General features: G+C 66.8%; 12 protein-coding genes and 1 tRNA gene. 4 read left to right on the plus strand and 9 right to left on the minus strand.

The window, feature by feature from the left end:
- Positions 1-21: 21 nt before the first annotated feature.
- From G539_RS0119130 to G539_RS0119140, 3 genes are read right to left on the minus strand one after another with little or no spacing between them, the layout of a single operon-like run.
- Positions 22-942 (minus strand): ABC transporter permease, encoded by a 921-nt coding sequence (locus tag G539_RS0119130; protein WP_029076620.1) that lies wholly within the window; start codon positions 940-942, stop codon positions 22-24.
- Positions 942-2039 (minus strand): ABC transporter permease, encoded by a 1098-nt coding sequence (locus G539_RS0119135; RefSeq protein ID WP_029076621.1) that lies wholly within the window; start codon positions 2037-2039, stop codon positions 942-944. The genes G539_RS0119130 and G539_RS0119135 overlap by 1 nt, the downstream gene beginning before the upstream one ends.
- Complete coding sequence (locus G539_RS0119140) at positions 2036-3610, minus strand: ABC transporter ATP-binding protein (protein WP_051231684.1); 1575 nt, start codon at positions 3608-3610, stop codon at positions 2036-2038. Before G539_RS0119140 ends, G539_RS0119135 begins: the two co-directional genes overlap by 4 nt.
- Before the next feature lie 351 nt (positions 3611-3961).
- Between G539_RS0119140 and G539_RS0119145 the strand changes: the two genes are divergently transcribed.
- Positions 3962-4909 carry a LysR family transcriptional regulator gene (locus G539_RS0119145; RefSeq protein ID WP_084640080.1) on the plus strand — a complete coding sequence of 316 codons (948 nt, stop codon included), beginning with the start codon at positions 3962-3964 and terminating at the stop codon, positions 4907-4909.
- A gap of 96 nt (positions 4910-5005) precedes the next feature.
- Here the strand turns inward: G539_RS0119145 and G539_RS0119150 are convergent, their stop codons facing one another.
- The 6 genes from G539_RS0119150 to G539_RS25520 all read right to left on the minus strand — a co-directional run bounded on the left by G539_RS0119150 (position 5006) and on the right by G539_RS25520 (position 9628).
- A complete protein-coding gene (locus G539_RS0119150; protein ID WP_029076624.1) occupies positions 5006-5461 on the minus strand; it encodes a hypothetical protein in 456 nt (151 codons plus the stop codon).
- 65 nt (positions 5462-5526) lie between these two features.
- On the minus strand, positions 5527-6747 hold the full coding sequence (locus tag G539_RS25510) for an NAD(P)/FAD-dependent oxidoreductase (RefSeq protein WP_051231686.1): 1221 nt from the start codon (positions 6745-6747) through the stop codon (positions 5527-5529).
- Between the two features lie 125 nt (positions 6748-6872).
- Positions 6873-7070, minus strand: coding sequence for a ferredoxin (locus G539_RS0119160; RefSeq protein ID WP_029076625.1), 198 nt, complete (start codon positions 7068-7070; stop codon positions 6873-6875).
- A 61-nt stretch (positions 7071-7131) separates the two neighbouring features.
- A complete protein-coding gene (locus G539_RS25515) occupies positions 7132-8388 on the minus strand; it encodes an aromatic ring-hydroxylating oxygenase subunit alpha (protein ID WP_169516667.1) in 1257 nt (418 codons plus the stop codon).
- A 638-nt stretch (positions 8389-9026) separates the two neighbouring features.
- Positions 9027-9101 (minus strand) — tRNA-Glu (locus tag G539_RS0119170).
- 137 nt (positions 9102-9238) lie between these two features.
- Positions 9239-9628, minus strand: coding sequence for a hypothetical protein (locus tag G539_RS25520; protein ID WP_156912045.1), 390 nt, complete (start codon positions 9626-9628; stop codon positions 9239-9241).
- On the opposite strand from G539_RS25520, the gene G539_RS0119180 reads away from it, so the two are divergent.
- The 3 genes from G539_RS0119180 to G539_RS25525 all read left to right on the plus strand — a co-directional run bounded on the left by G539_RS0119180 (position 9627) and on the right by G539_RS25525 (position 13716).
- Positions 9627-10637, plus strand: a complete 1011-nt coding sequence (locus G539_RS0119180; RefSeq protein WP_029076626.1) for an RluA family pseudouridine synthase — start codon at positions 9627-9629, stop codon at positions 10635-10637. The two genes, G539_RS25520 and G539_RS0119180, sit on opposite strands and share 2 nt — an antisense overlap.
- A 123-nt stretch (positions 10638-10760) precedes the next feature.
- A complete protein-coding gene (gene rpoH / locus G539_RS0119185; RefSeq protein WP_029076627.1) occupies positions 10761-11678 on the plus strand; it encodes an RNA polymerase sigma factor RpoH in 918 nt (305 codons plus the stop codon).
- Between the two features lie 181 nt (positions 11679-11859).
- Positions 11860-13716 carry an adenylate/guanylate cyclase domain-containing protein gene (locus G539_RS25525; RefSeq protein WP_156912046.1) on the plus strand — a complete coding sequence of 619 codons (1857 nt, stop codon included), beginning with the start codon at positions 11860-11862 and terminating at the stop codon, positions 13714-13716.
- Positions 13717-13729 lie beyond the last annotated feature (13 nt).

A 13729-nucleotide genomic window follows, 5' to 3' on the forward strand; every position in this document is an offset into this window, starting at 1 on the left:
CGCCAACAGTCCGGCGGCCCCTCAGCTCGCCGGTCGATAGCTTTCCCCAAGTGCTGCCGGCGCATTCAGTCGAACCCGGACCTTGTCGGCCGAGATCGCCACCAGCACGACGATGGTCAGGACGTAAGGCAGGCAAGTCATGATCTGGGCCGGAATGCCGATGCCCATCGCCTGCAGCGCCAACCCGAGCAGCGACACCGCGCCGAAGAGATAGGCGCCGACCGCCACCCGGCCCGGCCGCCAGGTGCCGAACACCACCAGCGCCACCGCGATCCAGCCGCGGCCGGCGATCATGTCCTGCGACCAGAGCGGGGTCAGGACCGTCGAGGCATAGGCGCCGGCAAAGCCCGCCATGACGCCGCCGAACAGGATCGCCAGGAAGCGGACGCCGACCGGCCGCATGCCGAGCGCATGGGCGGTGTTCGGATTCTCGCCGATCACCCGCAGCGTCAGGCCCGCCTTGGTCCGGTACAGGAACCACGCGACCAGCGCCGTCGCGGCGATGGCGGCGTAGACGACGACGTCCTGCGTGAACAGGATCCGCCCGAGGACCGGGATGTCCGAAAGGCCCGGCAGCGCGATCTTGCCGAGACCGGGAAGCGTCATGCCCTCGAAGCTGCGCCCGAGCAGGCCCGACAGGCCGAGGCCCAGAATGCCGACGGCGAGGCCGGCCGCGACCTGGTTGGCCATGAAGCCGAGCACCAGCACGGCGAACACGGTCGCAAGCAGCGCCCCGCTCAGCCCGCCGGCGACGAAGCCGACGAGATGCGACCCTGTCTGCAGCGTCACCATGAAGGCGATGGCGGCGGAAAGCGCCATCATGCCTTCGACGCTCAGGTTGAGGACGCCGGATTTCTCGACCACGAGCTCGCCGAGCGCCGCCAGCAACAACGGCGTCGCGGTCGCGAACGCGCCGGCCAGAACGAAGATGAGCGCGTCCATCATGCCGCCCCCCGCAGGCGTGTGTCTTGCGGAACGCGGCGAACCTCGTGCCGGACAAAGAAGTAGGAGGCGAGGTAGAAGACCAGCAGCAGCCCCTGGAACACCACCGGTGCCGATGCCGGGATGCCAGCGCTGACCAGCGCGATGTCGCCGCCGACATAGACCAGCGCCATGAACAGGCCGGCGAAGAAGATGCCGACCGGATGCAGGCCGCCCAGGAAGGCGACGATGATCGCCGCATAGCCATAGCCCGGCGACAGGATCGGCTGCAGCTTGCCGATCGGCCCGGCGATCTCGCCGACGCCGGCAAGGCCGGCGGCGGCGCCGCCGATCAGGAGCGACATCCAGATGGCGCGGCGCTGCGAGAAGCCGGCATAGCGCGCGGCATCCGACGCCACGCCGCCGACCATCAGGCGAAACGCCGCGAAGCTCCGGGTGACGAAGATCCAGCAGCCGATCGTCACCACCAGCGTGATGATGACGGAGAGATTGGCGCGCACGCCGTCGCCGCCGAATGTCGGGTAGAGGCCAGCATCCGGGAACATGACGGATTGCGGGAAATTATAGCCGGACGGATCGCGCAGCGGCCCCGTCAGCAGGTAGTAGAGCACCTGCTTGGCGATCTCGGTCAGCATCAGCGTCACGATGATCTCGCTGGCGTTGAAGCTGGCCTTCAGGTAGGCGGCGATCCCTGCCCAGGCCATGCCGGCCAGCGCGCCGACCACGATCATGCCGGGCAGCATCCAGGCGGATTCGCTGTCGGACCAGAAGATCGGCAGCAGGCTGGCGCAGATCGCGCCGATGATCAGCTGCCCCTCGGCGCCGATGTTCCAGACGCGGGCCCGGAAACCTATCGCCAGCCCCTGCGCGATCAGGATCAGCGGGCTCGCCTTGATCAGCACCTCGCCGAGATTGTAGCTCGACGAAAGCGGCTCGATGAAGAAGCTGTAGAGCACGACGCCGGGATCGGCCCCGAGAGCCGAGAACATGACGACCATGGTGATGATCGACAGGACGACCGTCACCAGCGGCACGGCGAGCAGCGCCAGGGGCGACGTCTCGGTGCGCGACAGGACGGTGAAGCCGAGGAAGCTCATTGCGCCGCCTCCGCCGCCATTTCGTCGGATGCCTCGAACAGGCCGACCATCATCTGGCCGATCCGCTCCGGCGTCGTCGCCCGGGTCCGCACGGGCTGCGACATGCGCCCCTCGAACATGACGGCCATGCGATCAGAAATCTCGAACAGCTCTTCCAGCTCCTCGGAGATCAGCAGGATCGAGACGCCCTCGTCGCGGAGCGCGATCAGCTTCTGGCGCACCATCGCGGCGGCGCCGATGTCGATGCCCCAGGTCGGCTGCGCGACCACCATCACCTTCGGCCGCAGCATCATCTCGCGGCCGACGATGAACTTCTGCAGATTGCCGCCGGAGAGGCTCGACGCGTTGGCGCCGGAGCCGCCGCAGCGCACATCCATCTCGCGAATGCAGCGCTCGGCATGGTCGTCTCGCACCCGCTTGCGGATGAACCCGCGCGAAACCATGCCAAGGCGATGGGCGGTCAAGAGCATGTTGTCGGTGAGCGACAGTCCCGGCGCCGCGCCGCGTCCGAGCCGCTCCTCCGGAATGAAGGAGAGCCCCTGCCGGCGGCGCTCGGCCGGGCCGAGGTGGCCGACGGCGTCGCCGAGGATCTCGATTTCCCCCCTGCGCGCGACGGGCAAGGTTTCCTCGCCGGAGAGATAGCGCGACAGCGCCTGCTGGCCGTTGCCCGAAACGCCGGCGATACCCAGGATCTCGCCATGCCGGACTTCCAGATTGACGGCCTGGAGGTTGACGGCATGGGGATCGCGCTCGCGCGTCGACAGCCCGCTCACCCGCAGCGCGACTTTCCCGTCCGGCCTGGCCTCGGCATGGGCCGAGCGCGGAATGTCCCGGCCAACCATCATCTTGGCGAGGCTGTGCGAGGTTTCCTCGCGCGGATCGACCTGCCCCGTCACCTGGCCATGGCGGAGGATCGTCGCCGAATGGCAGAGCGCGCGGATCTCCTCCAGCTTGTGGCTGATATAGAGGATGGCGATGCCCCTGTCGGACAGCATCCGCAGCGTCACGAACAGCTTCTCGACCGCCTGCGGCGTCAGCACCGAGGTCGGCTCGTCGAGGATGAGCAGCGAGGGCTCCTGCAGCAGGCAGCGGACGAGTTCCACGCGCTGCCGCTCGCCGACCGACAATTTGTAGACCAGCGCATCCGGCTCGACCGCCAGCCCGAAGGCCTCGGACGCCGCGCGGATCCGCTGCGACAACTCGCGAATGTCGCCCGGCACCGTGAAGGAGATGTTCTCGGCGACCGTGATCGTCTCGAACAGCGAAAAATGCTGGAACACCATGCCGATGCCGAGCGCGCGGGCGCGTGCCGGGCTGGTGATCTCGGTCGGTTGGCCCTTCCAGTAGATCGTGCCGGCATTGGGCTGGGTCACCCCGAAGATCATCTTCATCAGGGTCGACTTGCCGGCGCCGTTCTCGCCGAGGACGGCGTGGATCTCACCGGGACGGATGTCGATGTTGACCTTGTCGTTGGCGACCAGGGATCCGTAGTTCTTGCTGATATTCTCAAGCCTGAGCAGGCTCGCCGATGGCACACCGGGTACGGGGGTGCTCCCGCTGGCCATCAGCATGAGGCCGGCCCCGCCTGGCGACGGTAAGACCGAACTCCTGTCAACAACACCGCGTCAAAGCGGTCGCGAACCGCCGCGCCGGCGCGACGCCACAGACTTGCGACAGTTTCCGTAGCGGAATTATCCGCGCCGCCGGTATTCGTAATACGATAGTATTGGTGCGATACTGCATGCCCATGCGGGCACGCCTTCCCGATCGCACAATTGCTTGTGCCCAGCCGTGTATCCACGGACTCTCCTCCGCAGGTGCCTTAAGGGTGCCTTCTTTTCTTATTGAGAAGGATTATAAGCAGGGTTAGGCTCCAAGATAGATTATTTTGATGGACCAATCGTTCGGGATCTTGGACGCCCATGTCGTACCCCTATGAACTGAAGGACATCAGCTGCTTCCTCTGGATTGCACGCGCAGGTAGCATTTCCCGCGCCGCGACGACGTACAGCGTCCCCAAGGCGACGCTCAGCCACCACCTGCGCCGGCTCGAGGATGCGCTGCAGGTCGAGCTGTTCGTCCGCAAGGCGAAGGGGCTGGAGCTGACCGACGCCGGCAAGGAATATCTCGACAATTGCTCGGCGATCTTCGACTCGTGCGAGAACGCCGCGAGCGCCGCCCAGCGCGCCCATTCGACCATCAGCGGCCGCATCCGGATCGTCGCCAGCACGGCCTTCGGCACGTCGATCATCGGCGCCGCGGCGAGCTATTTCGCGACCGCCAACCCGCATATCGACTTCGACCTGCAGATGTATCCGGATGACAAGATCATCGCCGGCCAGTTCGATTTCGACTGCATGATCTTCGTCGGCGAGCCGCCGGCATCCAGCCTGCTACGGCGGAAAATGGGCGACGTTTCCTTCGGTCTCTACGCCAGCCCGCGCTTTGTCGAGGCGCATGGCATGCCGGCCTCGCTGGACGACATCAACCGCTCGAGCGGCGTCGTCTACATGCGCAACGGCATGCCCGAGCGCTGGGCGCTGCGCAACCAGCGCAACCTCGTCCACCTGGAGCCGCTGGCGAAATTCAACGTCAACGAATACTGGCTGGCGAAATACTTTACGGTCGAGGGCCTGGTGATCGGCTACCTGCCGGACTTCTTCGTGAAATACGAGGTCGAGCAGGGCGCGCTCGTCCCCCTGATGCCGCAATGGCGCTCCGACGACACGCCGGTCTACGTCATCTATCCGGCGCAGCGGCATCGGAATCCGCGCGTCATGAAACTGGTCGACGCAATGTGCAACCGGTTCGAGGATTTCGTCCGGTCGCCGATCTATTCGGTCACGCGGATCGACTACGGCCAGGGCTGACAGGATCCGGAAAAGCAACAAGGCGCCCGGCCAGCGTTCGGAAATCCCGAACGCCGGCGAGACGCCTCGCGCACGAAGGGGCCTCGCTGGCCCCGATCAGTGATGGTGCGCGTGCTCGCCCGGCAACCGCTCGAACACGTCCGTGCCCTTGTTGATCCAGCGAACCCCGTCATCGGTCGCGACGCTGCCCTCGAGGCCGACGGCGCCGATATAGGTGACCATGTACCAGACCAGTTCGGCGGCAAACATCGAGGGATGCTGGCGCGGATTGCGGATGCCGACGCGCTTGCCCCAGGCCGTCAGCGCCGTCGCCATGTCGATCCGGTAGCCATAGAGTTCGTCGGGCTCATCGACCGGGGTGAAGGTGATCGTCAATCCCGGCGCCTCCTGCCATATCTCGACGCCATGGAAGCGCATGTCCGGCCAGAACTGCCGCTCGCGCAGATGTTCTTCCTTGTCGTGCCCGCCATGACGAACCGTCCGGTATTTGCGGGTCAGGATGGTGGCGATGTCCGTCCGGACGGCTTCGTCAAAGGCATCGACGGTCTGCATGGCTCGGCTCTCGTGACTGAACTTTCGAATGACGGAACACCGCCCGCGGCGGCGCGGCGACGGCTTCAGCAGGGTTCGGCGACGCGGTCGCGCGCCTTCACCTCATCCTCGATCTGCTTGCGGTAGCGCATCACGGCGCGCGAGGCGTTGACGCCGGCGGCCGCGACCAGCTGGCCCCCGCGATGGAAGGTCAGGAGCGGATGGGCGCGGTCCGCCGTCTCCTGCATCTCGATATGGTCATGGCCATCATGGCGGCCGACCATCTGCAGCTTGAGTCCGTACTGGTCCGACCAGAAATAGGGAACGTCGGCGAAGGCGACCGGCGCCTCGCTCGAGCCGACGCCGCTCCGCGCCAGGTTGCGCGCCGCCGCCCTGCCCTGCGCCGATGCACTGGTCCAGTGCTCGACGCGCATCTCCGCGCCGTAATAGGGATTGTGCCAGCGCGCGATGTCGCCGGCGGCGTAGATGCCGGGATGCGAGCTCGCCAGCGTGGCGTCGCAGACGACGCCATCCGACAGCGCCAGGCCGGAGCCTTCCAGCCACCCTGTCGCCGGCGCCGATCCCGCCCCGACCAGCACCAGGTCGGTCTCGATCACCTGCCCGTCCGAAAGCCGCGCCGCCGCCACGCGGCCGTCGCGCGCCTCCAGCGCCTCGATCGTGGCGCCGGTCAGAACCGCGACGCCGTTGCGCTCATGCAGCTCGCGGACATAGTCGCCGAGCACGGCGCCAAAGGTGCGACCGAGCAGCATCGGCGCCCCCTCGATCAGCGTGATCTCGAAGCCGAAGCTGCGCATCGAGGCCGCCAGCTCGCAGCCGATCAGACCGCCGCCCAGGATGGCGATCCTCGGCCTGCGCGCCAGCTCCGCCTTGATCGCCAGCGCGTCCTCCAGCGTCCGCAGGCCGAGGACGCCCTCCATGCCGCGCGTGATGGCCGGCATGCGGGCGGTCGCGCCGGTGCACAGGATGAGCCCGTCGAATTCGATCGACGCGCCATCGTCCAGATGCACGATCCGCCGCTCCGCCTCGAGCGAACGGCACTTCACGTTACGGAGAATACGGAGATTGCCACGAGGATCCGCGATCTCGGGCAGGAACAGCTCGGAATGCTCCGATTTGCCCTGGAGGAACTCCTTCGAGAGGGCGGGCTTGCTGTAGGCGCCCTCCTTCTCCCCCGTCACCCAGACGATCTCGCCGGAAAAATCGGCGGCCAGCAGCTCCGAAACGGCGGAATAGCCAGCGAGCGAGCCGCCCGCGACCACGATGCGTCGAATTCCCTCGAATGCCATTGCGCCCACGCCAGTTGGAGGTGGATCGGGTTCGAAAGGCCGCGACCGGATGTCGACCGGGCCGGCGGGTGGCGAGGCTCCGACGAACGGAGCCGCGCCCCTCCGGCCCGGCGTCGATGCCGGCGTCAGCCCTCCACCAGCTTCAGCGCCAGGATCGGGCAGGACGTCACCGCCTGCCGCACCCGCGCGCGGATCTCGCCGTCCTCCGGGATCGGCTCGGCGACGTGCAGGTAGAGATCGTCGTCGACGTCGAACACCTCGGGCGCAATGCCCATGCAGACGCCGTTTCCATCGCAAGTCTGTCGGTTGACGATGATCTTCATGAGTTCCTCCGCGATTTTTTTCTGATTGGTTCGGGCCGGCCGTCCGGCCGGACCCGCTTGCCTACTCGGCGGCGACCGGGTGCTCGGCGGCCGCTTCGGCCTGCACCTCGTTGGCGTAGTCGCGGTAGCGCTTGGCGAGCCACTGGTAGAACTGCAGCAGCGACTCCTCCTGGAACGAGTAGCGGCCGGGCTTGCGGAAGCGCGAGCGGTTGCCGCGCTGCACCGATTCCGTCGAGCTCGCATCCTGGTTGTGGAACAGCACCAGGCCGTCCTGGGCGATCTTGTAGAGATGCTCGAACAGCGGATGCTTGGTGCTCGCCTCCGGATAGAGGTGGCCGATGCGCAGGTTGAGCTTGCCGGGGCCGGCCGGCAGAACGAGGTAGTAGAACAGGCCTTCCGGAACCGCCCCAAAGCCGAGATTGGGCGGGATCGACGCGAAGATGACCTCGTTCCTCTCCTTCTCGCCCAGCGTCTCGATGATCGGCAGCAGCGCCTTGCCGGTCGGGTTGAAGCCGGCGTCCGGATAGTAGAAGCCGGTCGGGTGGTAGACGGCGCCGTCATCCTCCTCGAACTCGACGAAGCTGGTCAGGCGGACATGCGCGAAGTCGTGCAGCATGCCGTGCAGGTAGGCGCTGTGGTACGGCTCGATGCCGTTCTCGAGCTGCGGCTTCCAGTTCCACTCGCAGCCCTTGATCTCGGCGACCGGCATCGAGACCATCTCGCCGATATGATAGGGGGCGAGCGCCTTCTCCAGCTTGTGCAGGGTTGGGGCGAGCGGCTTGGCGTTCGGATCAAGGTTCGCAAACACGAAGCCGTTCCAGATCTCGACCTTGTGCGACGGCAGATGCGCCTCGGTCTTGAGCTCCTTCAGGCCGATCGTGTCGTTCATCGACGGCGCCGCGATCAGATGGCCGTCCAGGCCATAGGCCCAGGCATGGAACGGGCAGCGGAACAGGCGGCCGGCATTGCCCGATCCCTCGCACAGGATATGGCCGCGATGGGCGCAGATCGGCGAGAAGACGCGGATCTCCATGTTCTGGTCGCGCACCATGACCAGCGGCTCGTCGCCCATGTCGACCCGCACGAAGTCGCCCGGCTTGGCGATCTCGTCGGTGCGGCCGAGGCAGAGCCAGCTGCGCATGAAGACCGCTTCCTGCTCGAACTCGTAGAATTCGGGGTCGACATAGCATTCGCGCGGCAGATTGAAGCCGGTCTCCATGTTCCGGCAGCCCTCCTCGATCGTCTTCACGACCTCGAGGATGCGGTCCGAAACGACCTTCCGGTCCTTCTTGTTCGAGCTATGCGGGCACTGAGTCACGTGTTCCTCCGGTATCATTCTGGAAATCTCGTCGAATTCCGCGCCGCTTCCTCCGCTGCATGTTCCCTGCAGTTCGGATCGGACGAGCGGGTGCGGTCCCGGCTGCGGATGCCTGGATCAGTCGGTGGCCCGACGCGGGACCGGCGAGGTCCGGCGCGAGGCGAATGGAGGCGCGAATGGCGACGTCGCGGCGCGCCCTCTCCACGAGGGACATCCGGCGGCCACCGGGATCGATGCGATTGCGACGGCTTCAACCGATACAGGGCTTCGTCCAAGGCATCCGGCGAACAACAGCGTCATCGTCATCATCGCTCCTGGGCGTCGCCGAGAGGTGTGGTGGCTCGGCGACCGCGTGGGTGATGAGGACGATAGGAAGCTCGGGTCGTTCGGAATAGACCTATGATTTGGACGTAGCGTTCAGGTTGCTGGACGGAAAACGCGTCGGGTCGTGGCCGGACGCATGGCAGTCGATACAGGCGGGAAAGTCGCGCGAAACCGCGAACGGCCAGCTGACAGCGTCCGGAATCCTGGATCGTTCGTCCAGGAACACGCATGCTCGGAGCCGATCGCGTCCGGCGGACCGATCCGGTCACGTGGCGATTCAGCAGGGGATTTTGTCGGGAGAAGCGAGCAAACGTTGGTACGCCCTAGGGGAATCGAACCCCTGCTTTCGCCGTGAGAGGGCGATGTCCTAACCGCTAGACGAAGGGCGCACAATCCGTTTGCATCGGATGAACGGGGGTATACCGATCGCTTCGGAGCTTGGCAAGGCCGGGATGAAAACTTCTTGCACGAGCCTGTGAAGAACTTTTTCCGCCCGGCCCCATGCCGTCGCGTCGCGCTCGGATCCTCAGGGCGCGAGCTCGATCCGGCGCACGACGGCGCCCGTGCCGACGTCGACGACGACGATGCGCGTCGCGCCGGATACCTCGATGGTCAGCGCCAGAAGGCTGCCGTCGAGCGCCGTCGAGACGATGCGCGCGCCCTCCGGCAGCACGTTGGCGATGGCAACGTCCTCGGCGCCCGTCGGCAGAGCGGACTTGCTTCGGTCGGGAGCGATCTTGTACATGACGGCGAACAGCACGGCGAGAAAGCCGACCAGGACCGTCGTGCCCGAAACCAGGATCAACCGCCGCAGTTTCAGCCGGACGCGCTCCATCGCGGGATCGAGCGGCGCGTCGTCCTGATGTGGCGACGGATCGGGCGCGTTCTGGGTCGAAGAGGAAGAAGTATTAGCCATGGACCAGTTTCCGGATGACGGCGAGGAAATCGTCGACCTCGTGGTCGAACCGGACGCGGCAGGCCGACGCCTCGATGCCTATCTGGCCGCCGCGATCGCCGATCTGTCCCGCAGCCGCCTCAAATCCCTGATCGAGGCCGGTCACGTCTCGATCGGCGGCGCGACCATAATGGAGGCCAAAAAGGCGGTCAACGCGGGCGACGTCATCCGCGTCGCCGTGCCGCCGGCCGTGCCGGCCGAGCCCGAGGGCGAGCCGATTCCGCTCGACGTCGTCTATGAGGACGACGACTTGCTGGTGATCGACAAGCAGGCCGGCCTGGTGGTGCATCCCGCCGCCGGCAACTGGAGCGGCACGCTGGTCAACGCGCTGATCGCCCATTGCGGCGACAGCCTGTCCGGCATTGGCGGCGTGCGCCGCCCGGGCATCGTGCACCGGCTCGACAAGGATACCACCGGCCTGATGGTCGTCGCCAAGAACGACCGCGCCCACAAGGGACTGGCCAAGCAGTTCGCCGACCATGGCCGTACCGGGCCGCTGGAGCGCGGCTATCGCGCCATCGTCTGGGGCGTGCCGGCCCTGCCCTATGGCATGGTCGATGCGCCGATCGGTCGCTCGCCGACCAGCCGACTGAAGATGGCCATCCTGAAGACCGGCGGCAAGGAAGCGATCACCCACTACACGCTCGAACAGCGCTTCGGCGACCCTTCGGCGCCGATCGCCAGCCTGCTCGACCTGCGGCTCGAGACGGGCCGCACGCACCAGATCCGCGTCCACATGGCCGCCATGGGCCTGCCGCTGATCGGCGACCAGGAGTATGGCAAGGGCTTCCTGACCAAGGCGGCGCGCCTGCCGGAGCCGGCCCGCAGCGTGGTGTCGCGCTTCCATCGCCAGGCGCTGCATGCCTGGCTGCTCGGCTTCGAGCATCCGGTCACGGGCGAGACGCTGCGCTTCGAATCGGAGCCGCCGGCGGATCTGGCGGAACTGATCGAGACATTCAACGCTCTGTGAACCGAAACCGCACGCCGCGGTCCTGTTAAACCTGTATTTCGTGCCTATATATCCTCATGCGGGCCAGAGTGGCCGCGATCGGCGCTGGCTTTCGGGGAGCGCCGACAAGAACGGAGGGGGCACATGGCTGCCAGAGCAAGTCTTCCTGTCATCGCGTCCGGCGAAGCCGGACTCTCTCGCTATCTCGACGATATCCGGCGCTTTCCCATGCTCGCGCCGGATGAAGAGTACATGCTTGCCAAAGCATATAAGGAGCATGACGACCGCAGCGCCGCGCACAAGCTGGTGACGAGCCATCTGCGCCTCGTGGCGAAGATCGCCATGGGCTATCGCGGCTATGGCCTGCCGATCGGCGAGGTGATCTCCGAGGGCAATGTCGGCCTGATGCAGGCGGTGAAGCGGTTCGAGCCCGAAAAGGGCTTCCGCCTCGCGACCTATGCGATGTGGTGGATCAAGGCCTCGATCCAGGAGTACATCCTGCGCTCGTGGAGCCTGGTCAAGATGGGCACGACCGCCAACCAGAAGCGTCTGTTCTTCAATCTGCGCAAGATGAAGAGCCAGATCCAGGCGCTCGAGGAAGGCGATCTGAAGCCGCACCAGGTCGAGCAGATCGCCACCAAGCTCGGCGTCACCACCGAGGACGTCATCTCGATGAACCGCCGTCTCGGCGGCGACGCCTCGCTGAACGCGCCGCTGCGCGCCGACGCCGAGGGCGGCGAGTGGCAGGACTGGCTGGTCGACGACAGCGACAACCAGGAAACCATCCTCGCCGACCAGGAAGAGGCCGACAACCGCCGCAAGCTGCTGCGCGACGCGATGGACGTGCTGAACGAGCGCGAACGCCGCATCTTCGAGGCGCGCCGTCTCGCCGACGACCCGATGACGCTGGAGGAGCTCTCCGCCGAATTCGGCGTCAGCCGCGAGCGCGTCCGCCAGATCGAGGTGCGCGCGTTCGAGAAGGTGCAGAAGGCCGTGCGCCGCGGGGCGCGCGACCTCGAGCGCGGCCATGGCGACGATGAATTGCTGACCAGCGACGCCTGAGCGCGGGCCAGGATAGCGGTCCGTTTCGACCGCCGAGCCCGCTCGCGCCAGAATATTTCACATCTCTTTCGCAGCGAACCTATTGCGAAGGTCGCCCCTATGTTGTATCCGGCGATAGGGCATTCCGTCGCGTAAATCACGAATGCCGTCATAGCTCATCATCATGGGTTAGAGGTTCGGCATGGCGCGCCCGCGTCGTCGTCTGACAGTGATCGCCGCTCTGGACGTGGTCGGTTATTCCGAGCTCATCCAGCGTGACGAGCTGGGCGCGATCCGGGAGATGCGCGCGATCTACCGCACGCTGGTCCGTCCCAACCTTTCCCGCTACGGCGCCCACATCATCAAGACGATGGGTGACGGCGGCCTGATCGAGTTTCCGAGCGTGCTCGACGCGGTCGAGTGGACCATGGCCTTCCAGAACGCCATGGCCGCCCGCAACGCGGCGCGCAACCGGGCCCCGGTCGAGGTCCGCGCCGCCATCGTGCTGGCCGACATCATCCTGACGGACGATGACCGCTTCGGCGCCGCGATCGGCTTCGCGATGCGCATGCAGACGGCGGCCCCTCCCGGCGGCATCGCCATCACCCATTCCGTCCGCTGGCAGCTGCTCGGCGAACCGGCGGCGGCCTTCCGCCCGGCCGGCTTCCTGCACCTGCGCAGCATCCCCTACCCGGTCGAGGCCTGGTTCTGGATGCCGGCCGGCAAGACCATGCCGAATCTGGCGCCGACGCCAGGACAGATGCTGACGCCCGAGACGCTGGGCGGGTCGCGGCAGCGGGCACAGACGCCCGACCTCCGCCCCCTTGCCGTGGTGCTGCCGTTCGACGACCTCTCGCCGGGGCGCGACCAGGAGAGCTTTGCCGATGGCGTCGTCGAGGAGATGACGGCGACGCTGTCGCGCGTGCGCGACATCCGCGTCATCGCCCGCAACTCCGCCTTCACCTACAAGAACAAGCCGACCGACGTGCGCGCCCTCGCGCGCGATCTCGGCGTGCGCTACGTCATCGAGGGCAGCGTCCGCAAGGCCGGCGACACGCTGCGCGTCACCGCGCAGCTGGTCGAGGCCGAGACGGGGGCGCATCTGTGGTCCGGCCGCAAGGACGGCACGGTCCACGACCCGCTCACCCTGCAGGACGATGTCGCGACGTTGGTCGCCGGCGCGCTTCGGCCGGCCGTCCGTGACGCCGAAATCGACCGCGCCCGGCGCAAGGCCGCCGATTCGCTCCGCACGCACGACCTCGTCCTCAAGGCCATGCCGCATTTCTGGGCGCACCGGCGCGAGGACAACGCCGCGGCGCTGACGCTGCTCGAGCAGGCGCTCGCCTCGGACCCGCATTCCGGCGTGGCGCTTAGCCTCAAGGCCTGGTGCCTGAGCCAGCAGATCACCTATCTCTGGTCGGACGATCCGGTGCGCGACCGCACCCTCGCGCTCGCGCTCGCCGAACAGGCCGCCGAGACGGGCGAGGCCGACCCGCTGGTGATGACGGCGATCGGCGCGACCTTCTCGATCCTGATGACCGACCAGACGCGCGCCCTCGTCTATATCGACCGCGCCATCGCGCTCGACTCGACCTTTGCCTGGGCCTGGACCCGGCTCGGCTATGCCAGGGCCTATTCCGGCCAGCCCGAGGAAGGCATCGCGAGCTTCGAGAAGGCGATTGTCCTCAGCCCCGAGGATCCGATCCAGTTCAATGCCTATGCCGGGATCGCGACCTGCCATTTCCTGCTCGGCCAATATGCCGAGGCGGCGCATTTCGCCGGGCGCGCGCTGCATGGCCGGCCCGGCATGGTCTGGGCCTACCGACTTCTGGCGACGTCTGCGGCGCTCGCCGGCCAGACCACGCAGGCCCGCGGCGCCGTGCGGCGGCTCCTGGCCGAGAACCCGGACCTCACCATCGGCGGCATCGCCGCGGGCATCAAGAACCTCGCCGGTCCGCAGCTGGAGCTTTATCTCGAGGGCCTGCGCCTCGCCGGGCTTCCCGACGATCTGGACACCACGCCGCCGATGCAGACCGAGATCGCCGACACGCCGGCCTGAGACCCCGGCCACC

This window comes from Kaistia adipata DSM 17808, from assembly GCF_000423225.1.
Classification (GTDB): Bacteria; Pseudomonadota; Alphaproteobacteria; order Rhizobiales; family Kaistiaceae; genus Kaistia; species Kaistia adipata.

Bases quoted from the DNA above. Each gene is read 5' to 3' on its own strand.
- G539_RS0119135 (WP_029076621.1), bottom strand. From the start codon at position 2,039: ATGAGCTTCCTCGGCTTCACCGTCCTGTCGCGCACCGAGACGTCGCCC.
- rpoH (WP_029076627.1), top strand. From the start codon at position 10,761: ATGGCTGCCAGAGCAAGTCTTCCTGTCATCGCGTCCGGCGAAGCCGGA.
- G539_RS0119180 (WP_029076626.1), top strand. From the start codon at position 9,627: ATGGACCAGTTTCCGGATGACGGCGAGGAAATCGTCGACCTCGTGGTC.
- G539_RS0119145 (WP_084640080.1), top strand. From the start codon at position 3,962: ATGTCGTACCCCTATGAACTGAAGGACATCAGCTGCTTCCTCTGGATT.
- G539_RS0119160 (WP_029076625.1), bottom strand. From the start codon at position 7,070: ATGAAGATCATCGTCAACCGACAGACTTGCGATGGAAACGGCGTCTGC.
- G539_RS25520 (WP_156912045.1), bottom strand. From the start codon at position 9,628: ATGGCTAATACTTCTTCCTCTTCGACCCAGAACGCGCCCGATCCGTCG.
- G539_RS0119150 (WP_029076624.1), bottom strand. From the start codon at position 5,461: ATGCAGACCGTCGATGCCTTTGACGAAGCCGTCCGGACGGACATCGCC.
- G539_RS0119140 (WP_051231684.1), bottom strand. From the start codon at position 3,610: ATGCTGATGGCCAGCGGGAGCACCCCCGTACCCGGTGTGCCATCGGCG.
- G539_RS25510 (WP_051231686.1), bottom strand. From the start codon at position 6,747: ATGGCATTCGAGGGAATTCGACGCATCGTGGTCGCGGGCGGCTCGCTC.
- G539_RS0119130 (WP_029076620.1), bottom strand. From the start codon at position 942: ATGGACGCGCTCATCTTCGTTCTGGCCGGCGCGTTCGCGACCGCGACG.
- G539_RS25525 (WP_156912046.1), top strand. From the start codon at position 11,860: ATGGCGCGCCCGCGTCGTCGTCTGACAGTGATCGCCGCTCTGGACGTG.